At 36.7% G+C, this 25293-nt stretch carries 19 protein-coding genes, 3 pseudogenes and 2 riboswitches; of the genes and pseudogenes, 16 read left to right on the top strand and 6 right to left on the bottom strand.

The genetic code is table 11. The annotated features are described in order from the left end of the window. Positions 1-10: 10 nt before the first annotated feature. Positions 11-1090 carry a GerAB/ArcD/ProY family transporter gene (locus AC3CH7_RS02935; RefSeq protein ID WP_488381560.1) on the top strand — a complete coding sequence of 360 codons (1080 nt, stop codon included), beginning with the start codon at positions 11-13 and terminating at the stop codon, positions 1088-1090. Next, entirely contained in the window at positions 1087-2199 is a 1113-nt protein-coding gene (locus AC3CH7_RS02930) for a Ger(x)C family spore germination protein (protein WP_012293691.1), read from the top strand. Before AC3CH7_RS02935 ends, AC3CH7_RS02930 begins: the two co-directional genes overlap by 4 nt. Before the next feature lie 44 nt (positions 2200-2243). Here AC3CH7_RS02930 and pgeF read toward each other — a convergent pair whose 3' ends face one another. Continuing rightward, positions 2244-3005, bottom strand: coding sequence for a peptidoglycan editing factor PgeF (pgeF, locus tag AC3CH7_RS02925; RefSeq protein ID WP_012293692.1), 762 nt, complete (start codon positions 3003-3005; stop codon positions 2244-2246). A gap of 169 nt (positions 3006-3174) precedes the next feature. On the opposite strand from pgeF, the gene AC3CH7_RS02920 reads away from it, so the two are divergent. Both AC3CH7_RS02920 and safA read left to right on the top strand, forming a co-directional pair. Continuing rightward, positions 3175-3801 (top strand): transmembrane-type terpene cyclase, encoded by a 627-nt coding sequence (locus tag AC3CH7_RS02920; RefSeq protein ID WP_031418021.1) that lies wholly within the window; start codon positions 3175-3177, stop codon positions 3799-3801. A 231-nt stretch (positions 3802-4032) separates the two neighbouring features. After that, positions 4033-4641 (top strand): SafA/ExsA family spore coat assembly protein, encoded by a 609-nt coding sequence (safA, locus tag AC3CH7_RS02915; RefSeq protein ID WP_031418022.1) that lies wholly within the window; start codon positions 4033-4035, stop codon positions 4639-4641. A gap of 275 nt (positions 4642-4916) precedes the next feature. Here safA and AC3CH7_RS02910 read toward each other — a convergent pair whose 3' ends face one another. Beyond that, positions 4917-7409: a winged helix-turn-helix domain-containing protein gene (locus tag AC3CH7_RS02910; protein ID WP_488381559.1), complete on the bottom strand. Its 2493-nt coding sequence runs from the start codon at positions 7407-7409 to the stop codon at positions 4917-4919. A gap of 411 nt (positions 7410-7820) precedes the next feature. On the opposite strand from AC3CH7_RS02910, the pseudogene AC3CH7_RS02905 reads away from it, so the two are divergent. From AC3CH7_RS02905 to AC3CH7_RS02890, 4 genes and pseudogenes are all read left to right on the top strand, one after another. Beyond that, positions 7821-8759 (top strand): annotated as a pseudogene (locus tag AC3CH7_RS02905) (beta-propeller fold lactonase family protein); the annotation flags it as partial. Between the two features lie 397 nt (positions 8760-9156). Further along, positions 9157-10152 carry a VanW family protein gene (locus tag AC3CH7_RS02900; protein WP_426389719.1) on the top strand — a complete coding sequence of 332 codons (996 nt, stop codon included), beginning with the start codon at positions 9157-9159 and terminating at the stop codon, positions 10150-10152. Positions 10153-11348: 1196 nt separating this feature from the next. After that, a complete protein-coding gene (locus AC3CH7_RS02895; RefSeq protein ID WP_258858676.1) occupies positions 11349-11624 on the top strand; it encodes a geobacillin-26 family protein in 276 nt (91 codons plus the stop codon). Between the two features lie 48 nt (positions 11625-11672). Next, the gene (locus tag AC3CH7_RS02890) at positions 11673-12047 is read left to right on the top strand and encodes a methyl-accepting chemotaxis protein (protein ID WP_426389722.1); all 375 of its coding nucleotides are present in this window, start codon (positions 11673-11675) and stop codon (positions 12045-12047) included. Between the two features lie 33 nt (positions 12048-12080). Here the strand turns inward: AC3CH7_RS02890 and AC3CH7_RS02885 are convergent, their stop codons facing one another. From AC3CH7_RS02885 to AC3CH7_RS02875, 3 genes are all read right to left on the bottom strand, one after another. Then, positions 12081-12701, bottom strand: coding sequence for an HAD-IA family hydrolase (locus tag AC3CH7_RS02885; RefSeq protein WP_012293705.1), 621 nt, complete (start codon positions 12699-12701; stop codon positions 12081-12083). Positions 12702-13058: 357 nt separating this feature from the next. Next, on the bottom strand, positions 13059-13838 hold the full coding sequence (locus tag AC3CH7_RS02880; protein ID WP_036166016.1) for a YibE/F family protein: 780 nt from the start codon (positions 13836-13838) through the stop codon (positions 13059-13061). Further along, positions 13835-14959, bottom strand: a complete 1125-nt coding sequence (locus AC3CH7_RS02875) for a YibE/F family protein (RefSeq protein WP_012293707.1) — start codon at positions 14957-14959, stop codon at positions 13835-13837. The genes AC3CH7_RS02880 and AC3CH7_RS02875 overlap by 4 nt, the downstream gene beginning before the upstream one ends. Before the next feature lie 598 nt (positions 14960-15557). Here AC3CH7_RS02875 and AC3CH7_RS02870 point away from each other — a divergent pair. From AC3CH7_RS02870 to AC3CH7_RS02845, 6 genes and pseudogenes are all read left to right on the top strand, one after another. Then, positions 15558-17183 (top strand): ABC-F family ATP-binding cassette domain-containing protein, encoded by a 1626-nt coding sequence (locus tag AC3CH7_RS02870; protein ID WP_036161200.1) that lies wholly within the window; start codon positions 15558-15560, stop codon positions 17181-17183. 289 nt (positions 17184-17472) lie between these two features. Beyond that, positions 17473-17751: pseudogene (locus AC3CH7_RS02865) on the top strand (transposase); the annotation flags it as partial. A gap of 93 nt (positions 17752-17844) precedes the next feature. After that, positions 17845-17970, top strand: a riboswitch (FMN riboswitch). 117 nt (positions 17971-18087) lie between these two features. Then, a riboswitch (FMN riboswitch) is annotated at positions 18088-18213 on the top strand. 180 nt (positions 18214-18393) lie between these two features. Continuing rightward, on the top strand, positions 18394-19032 hold the full coding sequence (ribE, locus tag AC3CH7_RS02860; protein ID WP_036162654.1) for a riboflavin synthase: 639 nt from the start codon (positions 18394-18396) through the stop codon (positions 19030-19032). Between the two features lie 26 nt (positions 19033-19058). Beyond that, positions 19059-19667, top strand: a pseudogene (gene ribB, locus AC3CH7_RS02855) (3,4-dihydroxy-2-butanone-4-phosphate synthase); the annotation flags it as partial. Positions 19668-19693: 26 nt separating this feature from the next. Beyond that, complete coding sequence (gene ribH / locus AC3CH7_RS02850) at positions 19694-20161, top strand: 6,7-dimethyl-8-ribityllumazine synthase (RefSeq protein ID WP_008176574.1); 468 nt, start codon at positions 19694-19696, stop codon at positions 20159-20161. Between the two features lie 150 nt (positions 20162-20311). Next, positions 20312-21775 carry a spore germination protein gene (locus AC3CH7_RS02845; protein WP_036215392.1) on the top strand — a complete coding sequence of 488 codons (1464 nt, stop codon included), beginning with the start codon at positions 20312-20314 and terminating at the stop codon, positions 21773-21775. A gap of 244 nt (positions 21776-22019) precedes the next feature. Here AC3CH7_RS02845 and AC3CH7_RS02840 read toward each other — a convergent pair whose 3' ends face one another. Then, complete coding sequence (locus AC3CH7_RS02840) at positions 22020-23327, bottom strand: ATP-binding protein (RefSeq protein ID WP_012293715.1); 1308 nt, start codon at positions 23325-23327, stop codon at positions 22020-22022. 485 nt (positions 23328-23812) lie between these two features. Between AC3CH7_RS02840 and AC3CH7_RS02835 the strand changes: the two genes are divergently transcribed. Together AC3CH7_RS02835 and AC3CH7_RS02830 are read left to right on the top strand one after the other, a co-directional pair. After that, the gene (locus tag AC3CH7_RS02835; protein WP_012293716.1) at positions 23813-24379 is read left to right on the top strand and encodes a histidine phosphatase family protein; all 567 of its coding nucleotides are present in this window, start codon (positions 23813-23815) and stop codon (positions 24377-24379) included. Positions 24380-24392: 13 nt separating this feature from the next. Then, positions 24393-25256, top strand: coding sequence for a GNAT family N-acetyltransferase (locus AC3CH7_RS02830; protein ID WP_488381558.1), 864 nt, complete (start codon positions 24393-24395; stop codon positions 25254-25256). Positions 25257-25293: the final 37 nt, after the last annotated feature.

Below are 25293 nucleotides of genomic sequence, written 5' to 3'. Positions count from 1 at the left end.
GGTAAAAGACTTGAGCGCAGCTAACGTAAAGATGTTAAATCGCTATCACGTCATTTTTTTGGCCCAGAGCATTATGGTAGGGACCGGCATACTATCATTGCCACAAAAATTAAGTGCTATGGGCTATACCGAGTGGTTTATGCCCGTATTATTCGGTATTATCGCTACCTTAACTCTTTGGCCGATGATTTGGCTTTGCTCTAAATACCCGAATGAACATTTATTTCGTATCAATGAAATTCTTTTCGGGAAAGTCTTAGGGAAAAGCTTTAATCTCTTGTTTGTCATTCAATTTATTATCTTTAGTGCAGGAATTATTAGCAACTATATGCATCTCATACAAAGTACAGCGTTACAAGAGCAAACCATTACATTGCCTGTGCTGTGTTTCTTACTGTTGCTGATATATATTGTAAGTGGTGGTATCAAATCTATTGCCAGATTTTGCATGATTAGTTTTTTTATTACAATCGGCATGTTCTATTTTACACAGTGGGCTATTGAAAAAGGGGAGGTAAGTCATTTACTCCCTTTATTCAATTTTAGTGGGCTAGATTTCTTTAATGCATTTAAAGAAGGGTATTTATCAGTCCTTGGCTATGAATTAATTATGTTTTACTTTCCATATATAATCGATCAAAAAAAAGCCTTTCGTCATTCATTGATTGGTATTTGGATTAGTATTCTCCTTTGTTTTTTCACGACAGTAGTAAGCGTCATCTATTATTCTGAATGGCAGTTGAAAAACGTAGAGTTTTCCGTTTTAAATTTATTTAAAGCCGGCGAACTTACCTTTGTGGAACGAATCGATATTATTGGTATAACGTTATGGGTATTTTTAATATTATCCACGGCCACTGCCTATGTGTGGTGTGCCAAATTAGGCGTGGATACGTTGTTTAAAAAGAAAAATAGTTATCAATTATATGTGATTGCCGCTATCATTTTTTTGATTATTAGAATGCCATTTTCTCGAGAATTCCAAGAGAAACTTTTTACAGCAAGTAATTATATTGGGTATATGCTAATTATTTGGCCAATCTTCTTAAGCATGATTTATATAGTTCGAAAAAAGAAGGTGCAACAATGAATAGAAAGCTTCTACTAAGCATCACACTTGCGCTTTTATTATTATTAGCTGGTTGTTCAAGAAAAGAGTTGAAGGTACCTTTAGAGGATATTGGTATGGTTGGGATAATGGCTTTCGACTATATGGATGAAGATCAAATGAAATTAACGGTCGCTATTCCTCAATATTCCCCAGAGGCACAACAAAAAACACAAATTTTTTCGGTGTCTACAGATCTTGTATCGAATGGCATCGTAGAAATCGAAAAGCTTTCGGATAAAAAAATTGTCTTTAACCAATTACGAGTTGTGCTGGTTAATGAAGATTTTGCACGAAAAGGTGAGATACAAAATGTCATTCAGCATCTATACAGGAATGCTGAGGTGGGCAATAAAGTCCTCATTGCTATTGTGAAGGACAAAGCAGAAGCCATTATAAAGGGAAATTACCCGGATAAACCAAACATTAATATTTACATTAATGATTTATTGGAACCCAGTATAAATACAGCATTTAATCCGAATACGAATATTCATGATTTTATGTATACAATAACGAATCCTGTGACGGATACAATCATCCCATATCTTGAAAAACGCGATGATAAAATTGAAATTAAAGGTGTTGCTGTTTTTAAGGGGAACCATATGCATGAAGTAATTAAGCCTGAGGAAGCGTTGATTGTTCAAGCATTACTAGGAAGAAAAAGTCTCGCACCTCTCCATTTAGATCTACATGAGGGATATGGGGAGGAAAAATTGATGATTGATTTAATTGAGAGCTCTATTAAAATGCAAAGTAATAAGAATGTTGACTCACCAAAGCTCATCATTCGCCTAAAGATTAAAGGAACGTTAAGCGAATACAAAGGGTCGAGAGAATACGAGTTGAATACGATTGAAAGCATTAGTCGGTTAGAGAAGGATGTAAATAAGCAGCTAGAAGAGGATATTACCAAGTTTTTAGATAAACTAAAAAATATGGATGTCGATCCTAGTGGGCTAAGTGAAAAATTTAGAATGTACTATCATGGCAAGTGGACGACCAAAAAAACGAGGGAAGTCATTAGCAAATTACAAACAGAGGTACATGTTGAGACGTCGATTATTAGTACTGGTACGTTAAAATAAGCAGGACAATCCTTATGCTGAAGTGGATTGTCCTTTTCGTTTGTTTAAGATTTTCGCATAATAAAGCTTAAATGTCTGCCTGCCTGTTTGTCCTGACGATAGGAGAAGCCATCAGGGCTAAGGAATGTACAAGTGGCATCAACTTGGATTTGCTCAGATGGAATACCAGCAAGTTCACATTGCTTTTTCACAGTTTTTTGATTATCAATATGATATTTCTGCGTTGCTGCATTAAAATACATAAAATCGTCTGCATAACCAAGACTGCGGAACTTCTCATACACATCAGCATCTACCTCGAATTTTTGCTGGCTTAAAGCCATACCGATTTGAACGTGAAAATCCTCAGGTCGGCATTGTTCTTGTTCCAACAAATGCTGGAACAGTTTAGGTGTAATTTCTTTGGTAGTACCTTGCCAGCCTGAATGAATGACGCCCACTAAACCATTGACAGCATTATAAAAAATCACAGGAACGCAATCGGCTGTAAAACTGCATAATAATAAATTAGGCTCAAACGTATAAAGAGCATCCGTGTTTTTCACTGCTGTATCCATTTGCTCAGCGCCACGTCCTTTATCGGCAAATGTTACTCGATGAAAGTTGGCGCTATGTGTTTGCTCCGTACAAATAAAATCTTGCAGATTGCAGTTCAAAGTTGTGGCTAATTGTTGACGATTGTCAATGACATCATGGATATTATCGCAAGTATGCAAAGCCATATTATTATGCTCTAATTCCATTGGATCCTTTAAGGTAGTTCCAGCGATAAATTGATCATTATCTACATATATTTTTGATTTCATTCAATCACCCCGCTTTACTATATAAGATTCCACTATGAATGTATAGGTTCCACTCCCTTGAATATTTGTTACTACTTTCCCTTACCCTACTAGCGAACTTTTAGACATAATGAATAGATTTCTTCACATATAGTATGGGGAATCCTATGTGGAAGGAGAGAATAAAAAGATGCCTCAACTAGATATTTTATTAATTTGTCAATTAGGCATGGGTCTTTTCTGGATCATTACATATATTTTAGTTATTTATAAAGGATGGAAGGATAAAAAATACGGTATGCCTATGGTTGCTATTTGTGCCAATATTGCATGGGAATTTATCTTTACATTTCTTTACCCACAAAATGACCTTCAACGATTGATTACGCTCACATGGCTCGTTTTAGATGTCGTGATACTGATGCAATTTTTACGATTTGCGCCACCCGAATATCGAAGAATTCTCTCTAAAAAATTATTGTATGCCTCTTTTTTAGTCACTTTAATGTTCAGCATGTTGATGATTTTTGGGATTATTCATCAATTTCAGGATTATGAAGGGAAGTATGCAGCATTTTTGCAAAATCTCATGATGTCTGGGTTATTTATCGGATTATTATTACGAAGAGGGAATTTAGATGGTCAATCTATGGGCATTGCAGTCTGTAAGATGATTGGAACTTTGTTTGCTGCGATTGGCTTTTATCTCTATTTCCGTACACCGTTCATGACCATTATTTCTATGGCTACTCTTTTTTATGACTGTCTCTATATTTTACTAATTTACAAAATGAAGAGGAAATTATCGACGAAGTAGTGATTATTAGGTAACTATTGGTGGTTTATATAATTGGTAATATTTGTTGATTACAATGATATTGCAACTTGATGACAAGGTGCATCTTCATAAAGGTTGTTAAAAAGGGATTCGTCAAATTTTGTAGTTCATCTGTCATGTAGTTGTAAAAATCCTTCCAAATATTTTGTGATGATTATTGCTCTGAAACTATTTACGATATTAGAAGAGCAAACAGGAAGGATGATAGACATGTTGAAAAAAATAAAAAAAGCAGCACTTGCTTCAGTTATTGCAGCTTCATTATTACTACCAGTGGGGGCAATGGCGGCTGAATCCTATACAGTCTCATCTGGTGACACTCTTTGGAAAATCGCTTTGAAAACGGAAACAGGAGTACAAGAATTAATTGATGCAAACCCACAACTTGCCAATCCAAATCAAATTTATCCTGGTCAAAAAATAATGGTCCCTGTAAAGGAACAAGCAAGCGTTGAACAAGAGGTCGTTAAACGGGTTAATGCAGAACGTGCGAAAGCAGGTCTTTCGGCATTACAAGACGATTGGGAGTTATCAAGAGTAGCTAAATACAAGTCGCAGGATATGCATGATAAAAATTATTTTGACCATACAAGCCCAACGTATGGTACGCCATTTACGATGATGAAAAACTTCGGTATTTCTTATCAATCAGCTGGTGAAAATATCGCCAAGGGTCAACGCTCGGCACAGGAAGTCGTTACAGCATGGATGAACAGTGAAGGTCACCGTGCTAATATTCTCAGCAAAAACTATACACATATCGGTATAGGGTATGTAGCGGATGGCAACTACTGGACGCAAATGTTTATACAAAAATAAAAGAAGAACTGCCCAAATCAGACGGATTTTGGGCAGTTTTTTGTTACTTCACAATTGATTGCTCCTAGAAGCTAGTATAAAAGCAATGCATTATTAACATATATCAGAGTGAAGAACTATTTAGAACGTACCTACTCTGAATAATAAAATCGACAATAGAGTAAAAGTTATGAGTATACTACAGCAACAATTAAAAAAGTCGAATCAAATTAATAATTTTATTAATTTTAACTGTAAAAGGCATCAGTACCAGTCAATGATGCCTTTTATGAGCTTCAATGATTTTTGAGGGCAATCGCCTTAGCGCGTGAGTTGACCCCAAGCTTACTATAAATGGTAGATAAATAAACACGAACAGTTCCTTCTGATAAATGCAGGCGCTTAGCTATTTCACGATTAGATATACCATCTACTAGTAAGCCATAAATATCCTTTTCTCGTTGTGTTAGCATTACTGGGGCTTTTGAATGGAATGTAGTACCTTCTTTCAGATAATTAAAATAAACAGTAGGGACGGAATCCCAACGTTGATGAAGCTGCTCGAAATAAATGGCTAATAGGGGTTCTAAATCCTTTTCATCTAAAAATGATCGAACATAATAGTAGGGTGCTGCAAGTACGAAAGCCTCGTGTAAAGTTTCTAAGGCAAGTTCTTGGTGACCTATATGATATTGGCAAATTGCTTCTAGTATTGTGGCTTCAATAATTGTAGCAATTTGCTCCTCCTGCTGTGCTTTTATTTTTACTTGGATCAAGCTCGTTAAGGCTTCGTTCGGCAGTTCCTTCAATAATAGTAAACGGGCGTATACGATGAGCCAGAAGGGTTGTTTCGTTTTCGTAGCCTGTAAGATTATCTCAGCATGATGACTATCACCAGCGTTAATATGACAGTAGGCTAGCATAATTTGTATAGATGTACGCCAATGCTTTTCAGTGACATCCTCTAATAGATGGGTCAGCATAGCAAGAGCTGAACTTATCTGATTTTGCTGTATATAGATTTTTGCTTTAAGAAGATACATCGGAATACATAATCCAAGATCTTGTAATTGATGGCCTAACTTAAGCGCCATCTCAATTTCTTTATGAGTAAACGTTATTAGGTTGCGTTCATATAAAGATTCGGCGGCAACACCATAGCTAAAAGCGGTGACATTAGCAGTTTGTAAAGACGTTTCTCGAAAAAGCTCACTTATTACAGCTCCTTGCTCCATTGTTTGAAGCTTTCCTTTCGACCCAATGCTCGTTCGTAAAAGTTTATATTCAAAACTATTGTAGGGGATAGGCACATGATCCCATCTAGAGGGGATGTGTCCTTTTGCGAGCTGTTTTTTCATAATTTCTTCAACCATCTGTAAATCACCACCAGAGGCAACGATGGCAAAAGCCTTAGCGCTTTCGTAAATATAGGTCATGGCCGCATGTTCCTCTTGCTCCATCCATTGTTCTGTCAGTTGGCGTAATTCAAGTTCCTCCATAAGAGATGACGCAGTTTCAACTTCCGTAGTTGAAATCGAGGTTAAAAAGCCGATGACTAGCATTTCATAGGAGACTTTATATTGATCACGACGAAGCCGGTGCAACCACCGCATAAAGGTTGCTGTCTGACCTGATAAAAAAAGTTGAACAAGATGCTCAGTCATCCATGGCGTCGCTAGTTCGTATTGTCCATGTTTAAGTGCTAATTCAATGGCAGAAATATAATCCCCTTGACCATAAATGAATTGAGATGTTTCTAGAACAAGATTATGTCTGTCCTGCTTCGAAAATTGTCTTGTTAATTCCATTTGCAAAGCTTCCGCTAATAAATGATGGTACCGGAAAATAGGTTGTTTTGATTGCAGCCGAATGGTGAAAAGTCCTTTAGCTTCCAAATGCTCCAATTGTTCAAGACTATTTGTCTGCGTTGTCAATTGATCACAAATAGCAGGATCCAACTCCTGTAATAGGGAAGTGCGCAGCAAAAATTGTTGTGTTTTAGATGGTAGGTTATGAATAATTTCTTGCCATAGAAATTCTGAAATAAAGGGCTGTGCAGTTTCTTCAAACGATCCAATTTCATGGTCATTCGCAAAGCTAGTTAACAATAATCCAGCTACCCAACCTTCTGTTTTATCTAAAATAGCTTGCAGCTGTTGGTGATTGAAGGTAGGGACATGTTTGCAGGAGAAAAATCGCTTCACCTCCTGTAAAGTAAAGCGTAAATGTCCAGAATGGATTTCATGTGTCCATTGCTTAACCCGCCACTTAGGTATTGGTAGTGAGGGGACAGAACGAGAGGACATATAAATATGGGCGTGACTAGGTAAATACTCTACGAATTGTATCATGAGTTGATGAATAACTGGATTCTCTATGACATGATAATCATCTAGTACAATCGAAATGGGCTGTTGAAGGACATTTATTTCTTCTACTAGAGAATAGATAAAAAATTCAAGCGTTGCAGAGTCCTGGGAGTTTAGAAGTGGTGTAAGAATTTGATGCATGTTACTTTTAGATGACCTAGCAATAGCATGTAAAATATATGTCCAGAAACGTATAGGATCATTATCAGCAGCATCTAGAGAGACCCATGCAGTGGTTTCTTTTTTATTTTTAAGCCAGCTACTTAGTATACTGGTTTTTCCATAACCCGCAGGAGCACGTAAAATGGTTAATTTCACATGTATATGTTGATCTAATAAATCGAATAATTGTGTTCTTTCAATTAAAGTGGGTGATTGATGTGGCATTGTTATTTTAGAAGATAATAATGTTTGAGGCATCTTAACTTCCTCCTTTAGTTCAGAAAAGTTCCACAATTTACATTGTACTAAACTATTATCACTTTTTCGTATGTTAATAGTCCTATCCTTTCCTTCTTAAATTATTTTAATGGGGTGGACATTTCAAAACTAAGTCAAACGTTCTTCCTCTTTTTATCTTCAAATTTCAGCATGGTGTAGCGCATATCTTCCCCAAAAAACTAGCATTTAAAAGTAAAGCAACTAATTACAACTAGTTAGATTAGGTGAATGTACAAGAAACCTATTTCTGTGGGCATATAGTAGCCATATATGTCAGGGAGGTAGTTCAGTGTGAGAAAAGAACCGAAATTTTTTAGAATCAAGTTGAAATCAAATCCAGGTTGTCATTGCCATTGCTGCGGTTTTTGTTGCCCTTGTCGTTGTAATCACCCTTTTTTACCGGTACCACCAAGCTGTAACTATCTTGTCTATGTAACAGACGCTGGACAATTAGAAACTCCTGATAACAGAGTCTCAGTAATAGATACAGCAACCAATATGATAGTTGCCACCATTCCAGTAGGGACTGCTCCACTAGAAGTAGCGATTACACCAAATGGTGCGTTTGGGTATGTGCCAGCGCTTTTCTCCGATAATGTAACTGTGTTTAATACAGCAACCAATACGGTAGTCACTACGATTCCGGTAGGAGATGAGCCTCTTGGTGTAGCGATTTCACCAAATGGAGCACTTGCCTATGTTTCAAACCATGGTCCAGCAGCTAATTCTGTATCCGTTATAGATACAGCAACTAATACTGTAACTGCCACTATTCCAGTAGGGCTCCAACCTCAAGGTATTGCTTTTACGCCGAATAGTGCATTTGCTTATGTGGCAAATGAAAATTCAGGGAATGTATCTGTTATAAATACAGCAACCAATATGGTAGTTGCTACTATCCCTGTTGGAATCCGCCCAAGATCCATTGTTTTCACACCGAGTGGGCAATTTGCGTATGTGACAAATGAAAATAGCAATAATGTATCTATCATTAATGTTGCAATCAATACAGTAGTGGGTACAATCCCTGTAGGAACCGGACCTGTAGGAGCAGCCATTACACCTGATGGTACATTTTTGTACGTCGTCAATAAAGGTAGTAATACTGTATCTGTCATCAGTACAGTGACCAATATGGTGATAGCTACAATCCCTGTTGGATCTTCACCTGACCAAGTAACGATCCTGCCGAATGGTACTTTTGCATATGTCACAAATCAAACTGACAATACAGTGTCTGTCATAGATATAGCTACCAATATGGTAGTGGATACAATCCCAGGGTTTAATGGACCGACTGGTATAGATACAGGGGTAATTTGTCTATAGGATGGAAAAAGCAAGTTATTTTCATTCACGATTATGTGCTTGTGACTTAATTGTTTCAAAAAACTGTAACTTTTTATACTCGTAGCGCTTCATCCCTTGGCAGGACGTGCCAGTTGAACCAAAATTGGGTTAAGAACTGGAAAGAATACGTTATGAAAAATTTACACATAATCGAAGAGCGTAAAATGGGGGTAGCGGTCGTTTACTTCTAACTATTGGTGCCATGCTACCCTAGTGTTACATAACTTATCAACTGTAATCCTCAATCGTAAACAAATCCTGATTGTGAGTGAAGTTTTATTTGAACAGAACAAATAAATATCTACAAAAGCCACACACTATAGGCAATATATGAATAAGATGTCTCTGTAGTATGACATAGAGGTAGGTGTTTGTGTTGAAAAAAAAGTGGGTTTCCGCGTTCTGTGTTTTATGTATAGTTGGACTTGTAGGTTGCCAAAAAAATTCGAACAATGACCCAAGGATAGAGGAAGAAAATCAACAAGTAAAACAGCAAATCGAAGAATTGAAAAAAACAGTTACCTATGAGCAAGTGCCACAAAAGGAATCGGCTCTTATAGAGATTGTAGATCCTAAGACAAAGAAGATTATTGAAACTATTTCACCGAAGGATAGTGGCTATGAGACAGAGCTGCAAGCCTATCAGCGGAATATTGAGCAGTTAGCAAAGGAACTAGCAAGAGGGACTAGTGAGAAGGAAGGCTATGACCAGCGCATGATGCTCGATCGATTGGATGAAGCAGGAAAGGTTATTAAGGGAAGGCCGCAAATGATTTTAAAGGAAAGTGAATTAGTGGAGAAAATTCTAGAAGCCTCTGCTACTGGTGGTCAAGTGGAGGTACCTCTTTATTTGACTCAAAGTGGCTACTCATTAGAGGACATTCCTTATTTAGAAGAGGTCGTTGTGGCATCCTATACGACGTATTTTAATAGCGCTGACGTAGGAAGAAATAAAAATATTGAGCTTTCTGCGGAGGCTATTAATAATGTCATCGTTGGTAGTGGGGACCATTTTTCATTTAATACGATGGTCGGACCTCGAGATGAAGCAAATGGCTATCAGCCTGCACCAGAAATTATTAATAAAAAAGTGGTTATGGGCATTGGTGGGGGCGTTTGTCAAACTTCTTCAACCCTGTTTAATGCAGTGGATCAACTACGAGTTAAATATGTAGAACGTCACCATCATTCCTTGGATATAGGATATGTGCCAAAGGGAAGGGATGCGACTGTTTCCTATGGGAGCTTGGATTTTAGGTTTCAGAACACGAGTGATGTTCCTTTTTTAATTCAAACAACCTATGAAGAAAATTTTTTGACGATTGACATACGAACAGCTGAAAAATATGTAGAAATATTGACAAAGGAATAATGCTGTGAAAAGACACCATAGGACGTTGGTGTCTTTTTAACTGGCATGATATAGTTAAAATTGGATATATAGTAAACATTAGGGGGAGGAATAGATAATGCATCAAAACTACTGGCTGTTATAGAAGCGATGGGCTTTATTGACACTGTATTCACCTCAAAACCTACATAGCTTCAATGTTCCCCCGAATTATATTTTCTTGTTTATTTTTTATCCTTTGTGCTGTTACAGCTGCTTCAATTTCTCCGATTGCCCAATGTGTTGAAGGTGAGTCTTTAAATGAAGGTGCTGTAATTCTATCTAGAGCTGGTCTTTCGAATAGTTGGTTGAGCACTTTTCTGCCTGTTCACGTGTTAACGTATCATTCAGATTAAACGTATTGGTACTTGTTCCCATAATTCCTATAGCAGTTACCTTTTCAATTGAAAGTTTAAACATCTGTAAATGTTTTGCCGTTGCCTGATGCCTGAAAATTTTGGTGTGTCTTTGTGTACATACAGTTTCAATACTGCCACTACACCTGCTATTTGTGCTCTTGTAATCGTCCCATTTGGATTAAATATTGTATCCCATTATAACGTTAAAACTGGATTACTGGCTGTGGTACCGATGCTGTTTCCACTTTAGACATATTAAGTTTTTTAATTATTAAGTTATAATGTATAAAAAGAGGATATAATTAACAAATGAGTATTATGGAGAGTAGGCAAATAAAGTACTTAAGAAGTATCGCTTTATTATCAAGATTTTAATAATAAATAGAATGGAGTGATATTGTAATGACATGGTTAACAATTGTTGGATTTTTTTTACTCTTTACAATATTTATAACTTGCGGTACTTACTTATTACTTAAAAATAAAAAGGAAAAAAATGTGCATAATAATATATTAGGTTTTATTTTTTTATTAGTAGGGATAATCCTATTAGTATTAAATTTATTATTTTTGCTCGATTAATAACTTGAAAATAATACCTAATACTATATATAAAAAAATTTATGGTTAAATTCCAAATTTCGCTCCAATTCTTGCAAATGCTAAAGAAATGGAAAAGAACAACTTCCTAGCTACATCCAAACAAATAATTGATAATTCGGACTTCAATTCAGAATTAGGTATGGTTGATAAGGAAGCAATTGAATACCTTGATAGCCTTCAAATAAATGTAATTGAAGATAATGAAAATTAGAGTCAATTGAAAATGGTAAACCGATGGTCGCAACATTTGATAAGAATTCTAATATTCTAACAACTCAAATTAAGGGCGATGATTCATCTAAATTAGTAATAGATTTGAATGAACTTGCAGCTTTAGAAGAGTCCATGAAAGAACAGACATCTGGTGATATTAGCACTTTCGCATCTTCGATGAAACAAAATATTTTCACAAACTATGAATATACTATTGAATTTACTTCACCTGAATCATGGCAATTACATAGACCGAATCCTGATAATCCAATAAATTGATAGTGAGGTCAATGACATAGCTGAACAAAGTGCAGAGGAAAGTATTGATTGGCAGGCGATATTGAACAAATGAATGTGATTGTTCAATTGGTAAAAGATTTAGCGATGAAATCCATAAATCTTGGTTTAAATGCTTCGATAGAAGCAGCTCGTTCGGGTGAGCATGGACGTGGTTTTGCAGTTGTCGCATCTGAAATACAAAAAATGTTCCAGAGCAATACAGAAAGTGCGAATAGTATTACGAAACAATTAGAAAGCATTAAACAATCCATTAATCAGGTGAATGCTTCTGCTAATCAAATTGCTGCCTTTACACAGCAATTTGCGACGAGTATGCATGAATTAAGCGATCCTTATAAAGGGGTAAATAATTCTGCTGACAAGTTAATGCAGATTAGGCGAAATCAAAGACAAGAAATTTAAAGGATAATAGCCGAGTGAAGGGCTATTATCCTGCTATAAAATAATCTCTAAAATTTCATCGGGTGTCGCTACTTTGTATTCTGGCTCTTCGTTTTGTATGACTTCAATTGCGTCATAGCCCCATTCTACCCATATAATAGGTATGCCTGCTTTTTTACACGCGACAATATCCCTCTGTTCATCACCTATATATACCACTTCAGATGATGAAACATTTGATTCCTTCAAAAACTTTTTCATGACTTTATCTTTGCTAAAAATACGATTGGAGCAAAGGACATCTGTAACACAGTGAATGCCATTTATTTTGAGAAATTCTACAATATTGTCCTTTGAATTAGAAGAGATAATCAAAATCTTATATCCTCTATTATCGAGTTCGAGTAATACTTCCTTCATCCCTGCAAAAAGATGAACATCGTTTAATGATTGGCGATATAGCTTGTAAAATTGCGGTAAAATCATAGGTAATTTATACATTGGAAAGTCAAATAACTTACTACGTTCTGAAATCGATAATTTTTTTAATGTATCAATTTCCTTCAATTCAATTCCTTTAAATTTATATTTTTGTGCTAATGTATTCCATGCTGATGCAAACACAGCAGTTGAATCTGCCAACGTTCCATCAAAATCAAAAATTATAGTTTTCATTGCAAACTTTCTCCTTTATTATCTAGTTGTATTGACGTTTTATGCTTAAAAATGTTACATGGAATGGGCGACCAATTGTTAGGTCATGAAACATGGACAACAGTCATTTTAAAAGCTACGTAATCATCTTATGGTAAATATTATCAGAAAATGCTGGGTTTGCAATGGAAAAGATGCAACAAAGGAGGGTGTCTCAAAACTCTTATGAGACACCCTCTATAGCTACCTAATTCTTTTTGTGTTTTATGTTAGGGCTAATACAAATTTGCATACCATTTTAGGTGTGTTGTACGTTTCAAACCATAAAGGCAAAGAGGTACTCACTTTATCTCCAGTACTTATGTGATAGTTCTGTTTTTATGGGAGAGAGCTATTCTTTTTTTGTCGTGTTTTTACTAAATAATAAGCATTGACGGAGGAGGCAATAGGAATAATTAGTGCAATGCCGATGCCTGCGCAAAAAATTGTCATCATTTCCGCACTAAAGACTTTGGAATTGACGATTTCGCCAATCGAATAAGAGAGATCCTTAAACCATATCAATAAACTTAAATAGCCACCAAAGAAAGCAAAAAATAAAGTATTTGTATCGGTTCCTAAAATGTCTCTCCCAATACTTATTCCAGATGTAAAAAGTGTCTTTCTACTGATTGAAGGATTGCGATAAAAAATCTCATGCATAGAGGTAGCAATGGAAATGGCAACATCCATAATGGCACCTATCGTACTCATAATAATGACCGATGCACCAATCTGCACGAAATTAACACCGATATAGAGAGAAAAGATACTTATTTCTTCTGTTGATTCTTCGCCAAATCCTTGAATCATGGCCTTTTTCGTTATAAACGTAATAAAAAGCAATAAAACAACAATCGTTACCATTGTCGAAATAAATGCAGTAATGGTTTTACTATTTGTTTTATTAATATAAAACAAACTAATGCAACTGATGACAGTACAAGCAATAAACGTTAGAATAATAGGGCTGTTTTTAGGGTTTGTCATGAGGAAAATGGTCACGAAGAGAACAGCAAAATTTAAAAATAAAGAAAGAAACGAGCGTAGGCCTTGCTTACCTCCAACTACCACCATCAATAAACATAAAATAATTGCCAAAACAACGATAACATTCATTCTTTAACCCTCTTTCGATTAATAAAAAAAATAGCTGTATATTGACTGATAGGTATTGTCAGGACTACTCCAATACCCCCTGCAAGGGCACGAGCTAGCTCTAATGAAAGATTCAAGGATAGAGTGAGTCCTAATGTAGATGAATTTTTCAAATAGAGGATGACCATTGGTATGGAGCCACAAATATACGCGAAGAATAGAATGCTTGTAATGGTACCCATAATGTCTTTTCCAATCTCCTGACCAGATGCCTTTAAAGCTTGTAAAGAAATACGAGAGTCTTGTTCATATAGGGCGTAAATAGAAGAGGACATAGTAATCGCGACATCCATAACAGCCCCAAGTGAACCAATGAATAAACCAGCCATAAAAACAGTTCGGTAGGGACGTGTTAAAAATTGCATTTCCTCATAGCGTAGGCCGCTTTCTCCCGTCAACCACATCACAGCAGAGCTAATACTAAGGGCTATGATTGTCCCTAAAAGAGTAGCTACAATGGCTGCATATGTTTTCGTATTCAATCCACTAATCAGTAACAATGAAATAACAGTAAATAATAGGACACACACACCACTGATGAATAATAAATTGAGGCTGCCATGCTTTACGTAAAGGTCTAATGCAAATGTTAAAATACTGGCATTTACGACTAAGCTAATAATGGCAAATAAACCTTGTCTTTTTCCGATGATGAGTAGCGCAAAGATAAAAGTCCAAGTGATAATCATGATTGTTTGATCTCGTTTCAAATCGAGAATGGTCCCCGTTAAATCTGACTGTGTCGAATGTGCATCTATTGCGACAAAAATTTCATTGCCGACAAAGTATTCTTGATCAAAGGCTCCAGACGAAGAGTAGTCATTCATCAAATCAATTATTTGTCCTTTGTGCTGCCCATTTTTAAGTACAGCCTTAATTTGCTGCGTATACAAAGTATCGTCATTGTCGTACATATCTGTTAGAGGCTCTGATTCTACCACTTTGACATTCAATATTTCAGCAATCGGTCGATCATAAAATTGTTCATTATGATGAACGAAAAAGATCGATATTCCGCAGCCGAGTATTAATAGGGCAGAGAAAATACGTTGTTTAATTGTTAAGTTTCTTAAAAATTGCAAGGGAATGACCTCCTAGTGGACTGAATAGTCACTTGTACAGGAACGATTTTAACAATAGTAAGTTCCGATATATTATTAAGTGTAACGATAGGCGTGCCATATTCCAAGGCATATAAGAATAAGAACGTGAGAGGACATTTGTAATCTAGAAAGATTTATGGTAGATTAGTGGATACTATAAAATCGAAGGGAGGACGAAGTAATGGGAACTGTTTGTGCAAAAGGTTTAACTGAAATAGTGGTGAAATCTTACAATCTTTGTGGAGGTTTGCTGGCAAAGGGAGAAGTATGCCCTTTTTTAAGCAAATTTCATATCGATGCAGGTTCCGGTTGCTTCTAGCCTTCTTTAAAACTGATAGTATCCAATCAAATGAGATGTATAGATACAAAAACGCCGGTTCTTAACGGCGTTTTTTTGTTTAATAGTAAAATTTAACATGCCCTCTTGTTCATAGGAGGGGTGGAAGGTGCCGTTTTATGACGGCACCTTTTTTGTGTTTGAAAGGAGTGAAAAGTGATGTGTAACCTTATATGTCCATTTATTTCTTGAGCGATTAGCTTATTAGTAATGGATAAAATAAATAAGGAGATGGAAAAAATGATACTTCAATTAAATGGAATTAGTAAGAGCTACTTGGGAGAGCCCATTCTTTCTAACATAACGATGAAAATGGAACGTGGCGATCGGATTGGACTTATAGGTGTAAATGGAGCTGGAAAATCCACGCTACTAAAGATGATTGTAGGGGATATTCCTTATGATGAAGGCGATATTTATAGGGGGAAAGGAATTAAACTAGGTTATTTGCAACAGGATAGTGGATTGCAGCCAGACCATACGATTTGGACTGAAATGCTTGGGGCATTTACGGAGCTTCTAGAGGTTGAAAAGGAACTTCGAGAGTTGGAAATGCAGATGAGTGAGTCTTCTTATCTAAATGCCCCTGAAAAGCTGGAACAAGTGATGCAGAGATATGCTAGCAAATCCGATTGGTTTTCACAACAGGGAGGCTATGACATCGAGGCAAAAATAAATAGTATGTTAAATGGGATGGGCTTTAGTAGTACACCGACAGACACACTTATCGAATCATTAAGTGGTGGTCAGAAAACTAGACTGGCACTTGCTAAAATTTTATTAACGCAGCCGGATTTGTTACTGTTAGATGAACCGACCAACCATTTGGATTTTGCGACTTTAAATTGGCTGGAAAGTTATTTACGTGGCTATCAAGGGGCCATTCTTGTTATTTCACATGATCGTTACTTTTTAGATGCCCTTGTCCATGAGATTTATGAGATTGAACGTACTCATGGAACAAAATACAGCGGTAACTATTCTAAGTATGTGGAAAGCAAGACTAAAGATCGTGAACTGCTGGAGAAGAAATATACGATGCAGCAGCAGCAAATCACAAAAATGGAGGATTATATTCAACGGAATATTGCTATGGCTACTTCCTCAAAAAGTGCCAAGAACAAAAGGAAACAGCTTGAACGGATAGAACGTCTTGAAAAGCCGCACAAGAATCAAAAACATGCACAAATGACATTTGCTACTGATAAGAATTCACATAAAGAAGTACTGAAGGTAAAGGACCTAGTACTCTCCTATCAGTTACATGCGGGCAGAAAAATATTAATGGAAGATATTGAATTTTCATTATATAGAGGCGAACGGGTCGCATTAATAGGCCCAAATGGTGTTGGAAAATCAACGTTATTGAAGGCATTGTTACATGAATTAACTCCGGATCGTGGCGTTATTGCATGGGGAAATGGTGTGACAATAGGTTATTATGATCAGGAGCAAGAGTCATTACATCCTAATCATACAATATTACAAGAGGTATGGGGTACCTTCCCTTCGATGGAAGAGGCAAGAATACGGACAGTGCTTGGTAATTTTTTATTTACGGGAGAAGATGTCTTTAAAAAGATAGCCTCCCTTAGCGGTGGAGAAAAAGCGCGTGTAGCCTTAGCAAAGCTAATTTTGCAAAAAGCAAATGTACTTATAATGGACGAACCGACCAATCATCTTGATTTATTTAGCAAGGAAGTATTGGAGAAGGCGCTTTTGCAATTTGATGGCACATTATTATGCATTTCTCATGATCGTTATTTTCTTAATAAGCTAGCAAATAAATTACTAGCATTATCTCCAACTGGTGTGACCGCCTTTTCAGGAAATTATAATGATTATGTTCAAAAGTTAAGTCATTAAAGGACTAAGAAGCCACCTCTATAGTAATAGGTGGCTCAGACTGTAGACAAACTCAAAAAAATTTGAGAGTTTGACTACAGTCTTTTTTCTTTTACAATAAAATAAAGTAAAGCCGTTGATTTTCACTACAGGCGGACGCTTTCCGCGGGCGGGGTCGAGCTGCTTCCCTCGCTTCGCTCAGTCCAGGATCTCGACTTTCCCGCTTTTCCCGCAGGAGTCGCCGCCCTTCGTTCCCATCAACTTCTACATAGGGTATTGAAAAGTAAATTCTCCATGTAGACTATATATTTATTTGTTAGAGAATCAAATGTTGCCTGTTCTTCCATATACACGTCCTAAAATGAAAGATGGATTCTTCCGAAAGCATGAGTATATATGACGGGCATTATTATTGTTATCTTTGAAACAAGGGCAAATATTGAAGTATGCGACAACGACGAAGGAAGGATATCGCCAATATAAATCGAATCCTTTGATTTGTGCGAAGTGTCCAAGCCTTTCCCAATGTACAGAAAGTAAGCATCATCAAAAACTCATTCAACGTCATATTTGGGCGTCGTATGTGGAGCTATAGTAAGGGGTGGCACCTTTTTTAAAAAATACAGACAGAAGTATAGATAATATAATTAAATAGTGTTATCGTAAGAACTAGCTAAATAAAATGATCCTTCGGGGTAGGGTGAAATTCCCAATCGGCGGTGATGAAGTCATTCAAAGTCCGTGAGCGCAAGCTGATTTGGTGCAAATCCAAAACCGACAGTAACAGTCTGGATGGGAGAAGGGTATAAGTGTGAGCTTTTTAAATTCAATGTAATTTAAAAGGTCTATTTGATTATGCATTTATTACACTACTTCCCGCAAACTTGTAGGGAAGTTTTTTATTTAGCCAATCAATTGAATAGAAGATGTTCTTCGGGGTAGGGTGAAATTCCCAATCGGCGGTGATGAAGTTATTCAAAGTCCGTGAGCGCAAGCTGATTTGGTGCAAATCCAAAACCGACAGTGATAGTCTGGATGGGAGAAGAACAAATAAGATACTAGTCTATGGAAAAAATGTATATCCAAGTAGGCTTATTTATTGATGTCTTATACTCCCAAAACCCCTTTGTGAAAGGGGTTTTTCTTTTTATAGAAGCTTCAGAAGGGAGACGGATAGAAAAGAAAGAGTGACGGATAAAAGCTACGTAAATGAGTGAAAGCAGGTGAAGAAATGTTTACAGGTATTGTAGAGGATATTGGCACTATTAAAGCCTTGCAAAGCAATAAGAACAGTATGAAAATCACTGTTCACTCTTCAAAAGTTACAGAAGATGTAAGGCTAGGGGACAGTATAGCCGTCAATGGAGTTTGTTTAACGGTGACCCATTTTACGGATCAAGAGCTGACGATGGATGTCATGCCTGAAACCGTCAAAGCTACAAATTTACATCAGCTTGCAGTAGGCGATCCGGTTAATTTGGAGCGTGCGATGCCTGCGAACGGGCGATTTGGTGGTCATTTTGTTGCTGGCCATGTTGATGCAGTTGGGAAAATTTTACGAAAGCGTCCAGTCGCTAACGCGGTCTATATTGATATCGAATTGTCTGAGGAACTAACAAGTTTCTGTATTCCAAAGGGCTCCATAACGATTGATGGCACAAGCTTAACAATCTTTCATGTTGAATCGAATTATGTCACTATTTCACTGATTCCTCATACTTACAAGGAAACAATTTTAGGCATGAAAAAAATTGGCGCATTCGTCAATATTGAAACAGATTTAGTAGGTAAGTATATTGTAAACCAATTGAAGAACGGGCAAGACAAGTCTATGATAACAAGAGATTATTTGGCACGGCATGGTTTTTAAGATCACATAATAAGGAGATGACAAGAGTGCTACATGCAATTGAAGATGCCATAGAGGATTTAAAACAAGGGAAAGTGATTGTCGTGGTGGATGATGAAGATCGGGAAAATGAGGGGGATCTTCTTGCACTTGCTGAATATATCACTCCTGAAACGATTAACTTTATGGCGACTTATGGGAGAGGTTTAATTTGTACGCCGATTTCGCAGGAGCTAGCACATAAGCTAGAACTGCACCCAATGGTTCAGCATAATACGGATAACCATCAAACAGCATTTACCGTAAGTATCGACCATATAGACACAACAACAGGGATTAGTGCCTTTGAGCGGGCTTTCACTATACAAAAGATGCTGAAGTCTCAAGCAAAAAACACTGATTTTCGTCGGCCAGGACATATTTTTCCATTAATCGCAAAGGATAACGGTGTCTTAGAGCGAAGAGGCCATACGGAGGCGACCATTGATTTAGCTAAGCTTTGTCATAGTATTCCTGCTGGGGTGATTTGTGAAATCATGGGAGACGATGGTCACATGATGCGCTTTGAAGAACTGACAAAGTATGCAGCACATCATGGTTTAAAAATGATTTCCATTGAGGCGTTAGCCGCTTATCGTAGCCAAACATTAACAACAAACTACTAACAAAGGAGTTATAAAAAATGGGTCAAACATTTGAAGCACAATTAATAGGAACGGATTTAAAAATTGCAGTAGTTGTAGGTCGATTCAATGAGTTTATTACAAGCAAATTATTAGATGGAGCAATGGATGGGTTAAAGCGACATGGTGTTGATGAAGCATCTATTGATGTTGCATGGGTGCCTGGAGCTTTTGAGGTGCCTTTTATTGCGAAACAATTAGCAGAGACAAAAAAATATGATGCGATTATTGGTTTAGGAACGGTTATTCGCGGTTCTACAACACATTATGATTATGTATGTAATGAGTCGGCAAAAGGTATAGCAAATGTATCGTTAACGACCAATGTGCCAGTTATTTTCGGTATTGTTACAACAGAAAATATTGAACAGGCGATTGAACGTGCGGGGACAAAATCAGGTAATAAAGGGTATGATTCGGCAATATCGGCAATTGAGATGGCGAATCTACAAAAAATGATTGGCTAAGAACATACTGAATAGGTTATCACCGTACTGGTTGCTTGAATAATTTTTATATCCATGGGAAAAATATGCCTAAGTATATTTATTAAACGTCCAAGTTTTCATAAATGTACTAAATTTGAGCAGGCTCAGTAGGAGATGAGAAGTATTTCAATGGAACAAATGATGAATTTGAAAATGTTGAAATCACTATTTCAACGCTCTGCTGATGTGATATTCCAACAGTATAAATTTCAGCAACATACCGTCCATATGATAACCTGTGACGCCATGATAGACGAAGAACTTCTTCAAACCGTTGTAGTCGAACGTGTCCAATCCTTATTTAATAGTGGTTCTGATGAAACGTTAGAAGAACTAATTGAACAGCATCTTCATGTTCCTTATTTACAAAAGGTCATGAAGAAAGAGGATATTATTACAAGAGTCTATAAAGGCCACGTCTTATTATATTTTGAGGAAGATCACTTGATTTATTCCAGTGATATTTCAAATAGACCTAATCGTGAGCCTGGGGAAACAACGCTTGAATTAGTTGTGAAAGGGCCAAGAGATGATTTTATTGAAGATGTATTTATTAATATAGCTTTACTACGAAAACGTTTACCTACAAATTCATTTAGTGTAGAAACATTAGAGATTGGTCAACGCTCTAAAACAACGGTAGCTGTGTTATATATGGAAGACATTGTGAATTTGAATATGCTAGAACAAATCCGTTTACAATTACAAAAAATTGATACAGATATTGTCGTTAATGGCGATTTGCTGATGGAGGCAATTGAACAAACGGCTAAAGTTCTCCCTAGACATGATTATACGGGAAGACCAGATTTTGCTCTTCAGGCATTAATGAGAGGACGAATACTAATAATGATCGATGGCGTTTCGTATGCCATGATTATTCCGGCCAATATTATGCTGCTCTTTAAAACATCTGAGGACAATGAATATCCCATCATCGTTAGTTCAATGGAACGGGTGCTCCGAATATTTGGAATACTGATCAGTATGTTACTTCCTGGTTTTTGGCTTGCCGTAACCACCTATCATCAAGAACAGCTTCCATATCTTCTTCTTGCGACAGTGGTCGAGTCAAGAACCGGATTACCATTTCCGACAATACTTGAAATAATGATGATGCTATTTATGTTTGAAATGTTTCGCGAGGCCAATTTGCGTTTGCCTAGTGCGATTAGTGGTTCAATCAGTGTGGTGGGAGGATTAATCATTGGAGATGCTGCGATTAAAGCTGGTGTGACAAGCCCTTCGATGATTGTTATCATTGCGATTTCAAGTATTGCTGCATTTACACTAGTCAATCAAGCCTTTGTGACAGCAATGAGTATTTTCCGATTAATCATCATTTTATTTTCAGCTTTTTTGGGTCTGTTTGGATTTTTTATTTCAGTCTTTTTTATTATCCTTTATGCAGCAAATATGCGTGTTTTAGGTGTGCCCTATATAAATTTTAGTGCTGATTACGATAAGGGGGATATCGGCAAGTCCTTGCTACGTCTATCGCCAAAGAGCTATAGTCTACGACCACCATTCTTAAAACCACAAGATCGGACACGAACAGCTACTAATAAGGCAAAAAAAAATCAGGGTGTCTGACCGTTGACTAATATTTGGCTGTAGACAAGCTCAAAAAGTTTTTTTTCTTTCTTTTTCATGGAAATAACATGAGGCCGTTGGTTTTCATTACGGAAGGGGTCTAGCCGCATCTCTTGCTCTTTCCGAAAAAGTTGTTATGCCGTGCTGTACTTCTATTACTATGCGTACGAGGATGAGAAAAAACAAAGGCCATTGAGAATCATTTTCTCAATGGCCTTTGTCTAATGGTCTCTACACTTTGTAGCTATTTGAACGGAATATGGACGATGGCAGTCGTTTCAAGATGTTTCGATGATTCAATCGAAATATCTCCATGATATTTATGGACAATTTCTTTCACGATAAATAAACCTTGCCCTCGAATTTTACCATTTTCATGCTTTTTCGTAGAGAATCCTTGTTTAAAGATTTGATTCTCATCTACAATATTCGGTCCTGTATTCGTAATTTTAAATTCATATTGTGTTTCATTTGCTTGACAACAAATCATAATTTTACGTTGCCCCTCAGGCAATTCATTGGCAGCATCAATCGCATTGTCAATTAAGTTCGATAGAATCTTGATTAAATCTGTCGTTTTAATTTTATTAAAGTCGCCCTGAGAGATGGTAAAATCCATATCAATATTATGATTCTGTGCAGTTAGCTTTTTTGTTTGTAATAATATGGATAAACCTGGATGATCAATATTTAATTTTAAAGATTTAATCGCTTGCACTTCTTTAGACAGTGATGCTAAATATTGTTTTGCTTGATCTGTTTTTTCTAATTGTAAAAGGCCATGTAAAACTTGAATATGGTTCGTGAAATCATGACGTAACGAAGACACCGAGGTAATCAACGTTTTGATTTCTGCTTGGTAAGTATCTTCTGTAGCGCCTACTTCCTTCGCTACCTCTTTTTGGTACCATCTTTGTAAAAATAAAAAAGAACCAGCAACAATTAAAATAAAGACACCATTGAAAATAAAAATAAATAGGTTATCTTCAATGACTTTTCCTTTAATACCATTTAAAGTATCTGCGCTTATATCAATACCTAGATAACCAATTATTTTGCCTGTATCATCTTTAATGGGCGCACCAACAGATAAATAAGAACCGTGGACTGAATCATGGATTACCTCTGTAACATAGGTTTCACCATGATAGGCTTTTTCTACTTGTTGAGCAGGAACAGTACAAACCTCACCTATTTCAAATCCTTTTTTTAGTTCACTCGGCATACCCATTACCATTGCTTTTGATACTTTTGGGTTATCCACCTGTAATGTATAAACAAATAATGCACCTAGCTTTACCCTTGCATCATTTAAGTAACTTCTTACTTCCCAATAATAATCATTCTTGTGCGGATTATCTAAAAATTGCTGATAGGCAATGGTATCGATGGAAGATGCAATGGTAGTGGCAGCCTCTAGACTTTGATTAGCAATTGATTCTTCAACGGTCTTTTTAATTTTTACATAGGATGTAATGATGTTTAAACTTGTAAACAAACATAATAAAATTGTTGATAGAATTAATATAAGCTTTATTTTTGGATTTTTCATATAACTCGGGACTTCCTCATCTATTAATATTCTAGAATATTAATTAACTCTATTTTTTGTTTGTAAACCAAACAATGCTTGTTTATCCTACATAAAATAAAACACAAAATCAATATGACTTTAAAATTACACACCGTAAACACTAGTTTAATAATCCTTTACAAGAAAGTAAACTAAAAAGGTGAAATAGCACATTTTATGTCTCAGTTCCTATACTCAAGGAAAGTTCATAAAATTCCTGAAACAAAGGTCGCATAAAAAAATCCCTTGCCTGTCATACATCATCTGTTCCATATTTTTGGTAGATAAAGTACTTTATCGAAAAATTAATTGGAACGAGGGAATGCGACTCCTGCTGAGAGCGTCTGCCAGAAGTGGAGATCGACAGCGTTACTTTATTTCCCTGTAAAAGAAAGAAGTTTCCTAAAAAATAGGGAGCTTTTTTCTATTTGTAAGACATACATTACAAAGAATAAAGTGATAAAATGAAGGGGATGAAAGAATTGGAAAAGGATCTCCTGCAATTATTAAAAGAAGGAGGACTTATTTTATATGCAAGGCATGGGACTGCAACAGTAGGTGTAGATCAAGCGAATGCTCTATTTCAAAGTTGTCAGTATCAAAGAAATTTATCAGAACAAGGTCGTCATGAGGCTGTATATTATGGCCAGATGCTACGTTATTGGCAAATCCCCATCCTTGCGCCTATCACAGCTAGTCCTTTCTGTCGAACGATTGAAACAGCTCAGTTGGCTTTTCCAAATGTTCAGGTACAGATTGACCCTTTTTTGTTTGAGATCTTTATGTTAGGTGGAAATTTGTCGACTGTTCAACAAAATACAATTTTAATGGCTTTTCAATCTATGATGGAAATGCAACCACCGAAGGGAATCAATAGAGTCATGATTGGCCATAGTTTTCCGAAAGATATGGGGCTAGGGGATATTTCGAGTATGGGCACCGTTATTGTAAAACCTAAGGGCTTAGGTCATGGGTATGAAATTTTGGGAAAACTGACATTAGAAGATTTAGCAAAATTAGATACAATTTGAGATGAGGGAAATGATGAATATCAAAACAGTTTCTCAATGTACATTTGAGGAAGTATTGCGGGCGTGGAACAAAGGCTTTGAAGGATACTTTGTGCCAATTGACATGTCGACAGAAATGTTTTTGCAGCGACTTGTTGGGGAGGGGCTGTCAGCTGAGCACTCCATTGTCGTTTTTGACCATGATGAACCGATTGGTATTGTTATGAACGGCTTTCGCATTATTAATGGTAAGAAAGTGGCTTGGAATGGCGGCACAGGCATTTCACCCTTTTATCGTGGGAAAGGCGTTTCACGATTACTAATGGAGGAAACACTAGCAATCTATGAACGTGAAAATGTTGAAATTGCTGTACTGGAAGCAATAAAGGAAAATTCAGTAGCGATTGCTTTGTATGAGAAATATGGCTATGCTATAACCGATCAACTTCAATTTTTAAGTGGGGAATATGCAGCGAGAGTAGAACAAACATCAGCTATTCGAGCAGAAATAATTCGTCCAGAGCAATTACCTCACGTGCCATTTTATCAGGAAGATGTCCCTTGGCAATGTAGCTGGCATAGCGTTAAGCAAGGAGAAGCTCGGGTTTTCTATAACGAAGCAAATGATGTGCTGGGCTATATGTTATATAAAATAGTTTGGGGTAAACAGGGTGAGTTGGAGCGGGTTATTCTTTATCAATTAGAAGTATTAGACGTGAGTAATGTCAAATTACTGCCGCATTTTTTAGCCAGTTTGACAGCTCAGAAGGTGAATATATCAGCTGTTAATTTCTTAGCAAGTAATCCAGCAACAAGCTATTTAGTGGCAAATGGACTAAAGGTGACGACAGAGCAGGTACAGATGAAAAAGCAATGCTACCCATTGTTGTCAACCTAATGAAAATCCAGTATACTAATGCGATAATGAATGGGAA

It is taken from the genome of Lysinibacillus sp. F12, from assembly GCF_057773605.1.
This window is presented reverse-complemented; position numbering and strand designations above follow the sequence as displayed.

Bases quoted from the DNA above. Each gene is read 5' to 3' on its own strand.
- AC3CH7_RS02930 (WP_012293691.1), top strand. From the start codon at position 1,087: ATGAATAGAAAGCTTCTACTAAGCATCACACTTGCGCTTTTATTATTA.
- pgeF (WP_012293692.1), bottom strand. From the start codon at position 3,005: ATGAAATCAAAAATATATGTAGATAATGATCAATTTATCGCTGGAACT.
- AC3CH7_RS02920 (WP_031418021.1), top strand. From the start codon at position 3,175: ATGCCTCAACTAGATATTTTATTAATTTGTCAATTAGGCATGGGTCTT.
- safA (WP_031418022.1), top strand. From the start codon at position 4,033: ATGTTGAAAAAAATAAAAAAAGCAGCACTTGCTTCAGTTATTGCAGCT.
- AC3CH7_RS02910 (WP_488381559.1), bottom strand. From the start codon at position 7,409: ATGCCTCAAACATTATTATCTTCTAAAATAACAATGCCACATCAATCA.
- AC3CH7_RS02885 (WP_012293705.1), bottom strand. From the start codon at position 12,701: ATGAAAACTATAATTTTTGATTTTGATGGAACGTTGGCAGATTCAACT.
- AC3CH7_RS02880 (WP_036166016.1), bottom strand. From the start codon at position 13,838: ATGAATGTTATCGTTGTTTTGGCAATTATTTTATGTTTATTGATGGTG.
- AC3CH7_RS02870 (WP_036161200.1), top strand. From the start codon at position 15,558: ATGATACTTCAATTAAATGGAATTAGTAAGAGCTACTTGGGAGAGCCC.
- ribE (WP_036162654.1), top strand. From the start codon at position 18,394: ATGTTTACAGGTATTGTAGAGGATATTGGCACTATTAAAGCCTTGCAA.
- ribH (WP_008176574.1), top strand. From the start codon at position 19,694: ATGGGTCAAACATTTGAAGCACAATTAATAGGAACGGATTTAAAAATT.
- AC3CH7_RS02845 (WP_036215392.1), top strand. From the start codon at position 20,312: ATGGAACAAATGATGAATTTGAAAATGTTGAAATCACTATTTCAACGC.
- AC3CH7_RS02840 (WP_012293715.1), bottom strand. From the start codon at position 23,327: ATGAAAAATCCAAAAATAAAGCTTATATTAATTCTATCAACAATTTTA.
- AC3CH7_RS02835 (WP_012293716.1), top strand. From the start codon at position 23,813: ATGAAGGGGATGAAAGAATTGGAAAAGGATCTCCTGCAATTATTAAAA.
- AC3CH7_RS02830 (WP_488381558.1), top strand. From the start codon at position 24,393: ATGAATATCAAAACAGTTTCTCAATGTACATTTGAGGAAGTATTGCGG.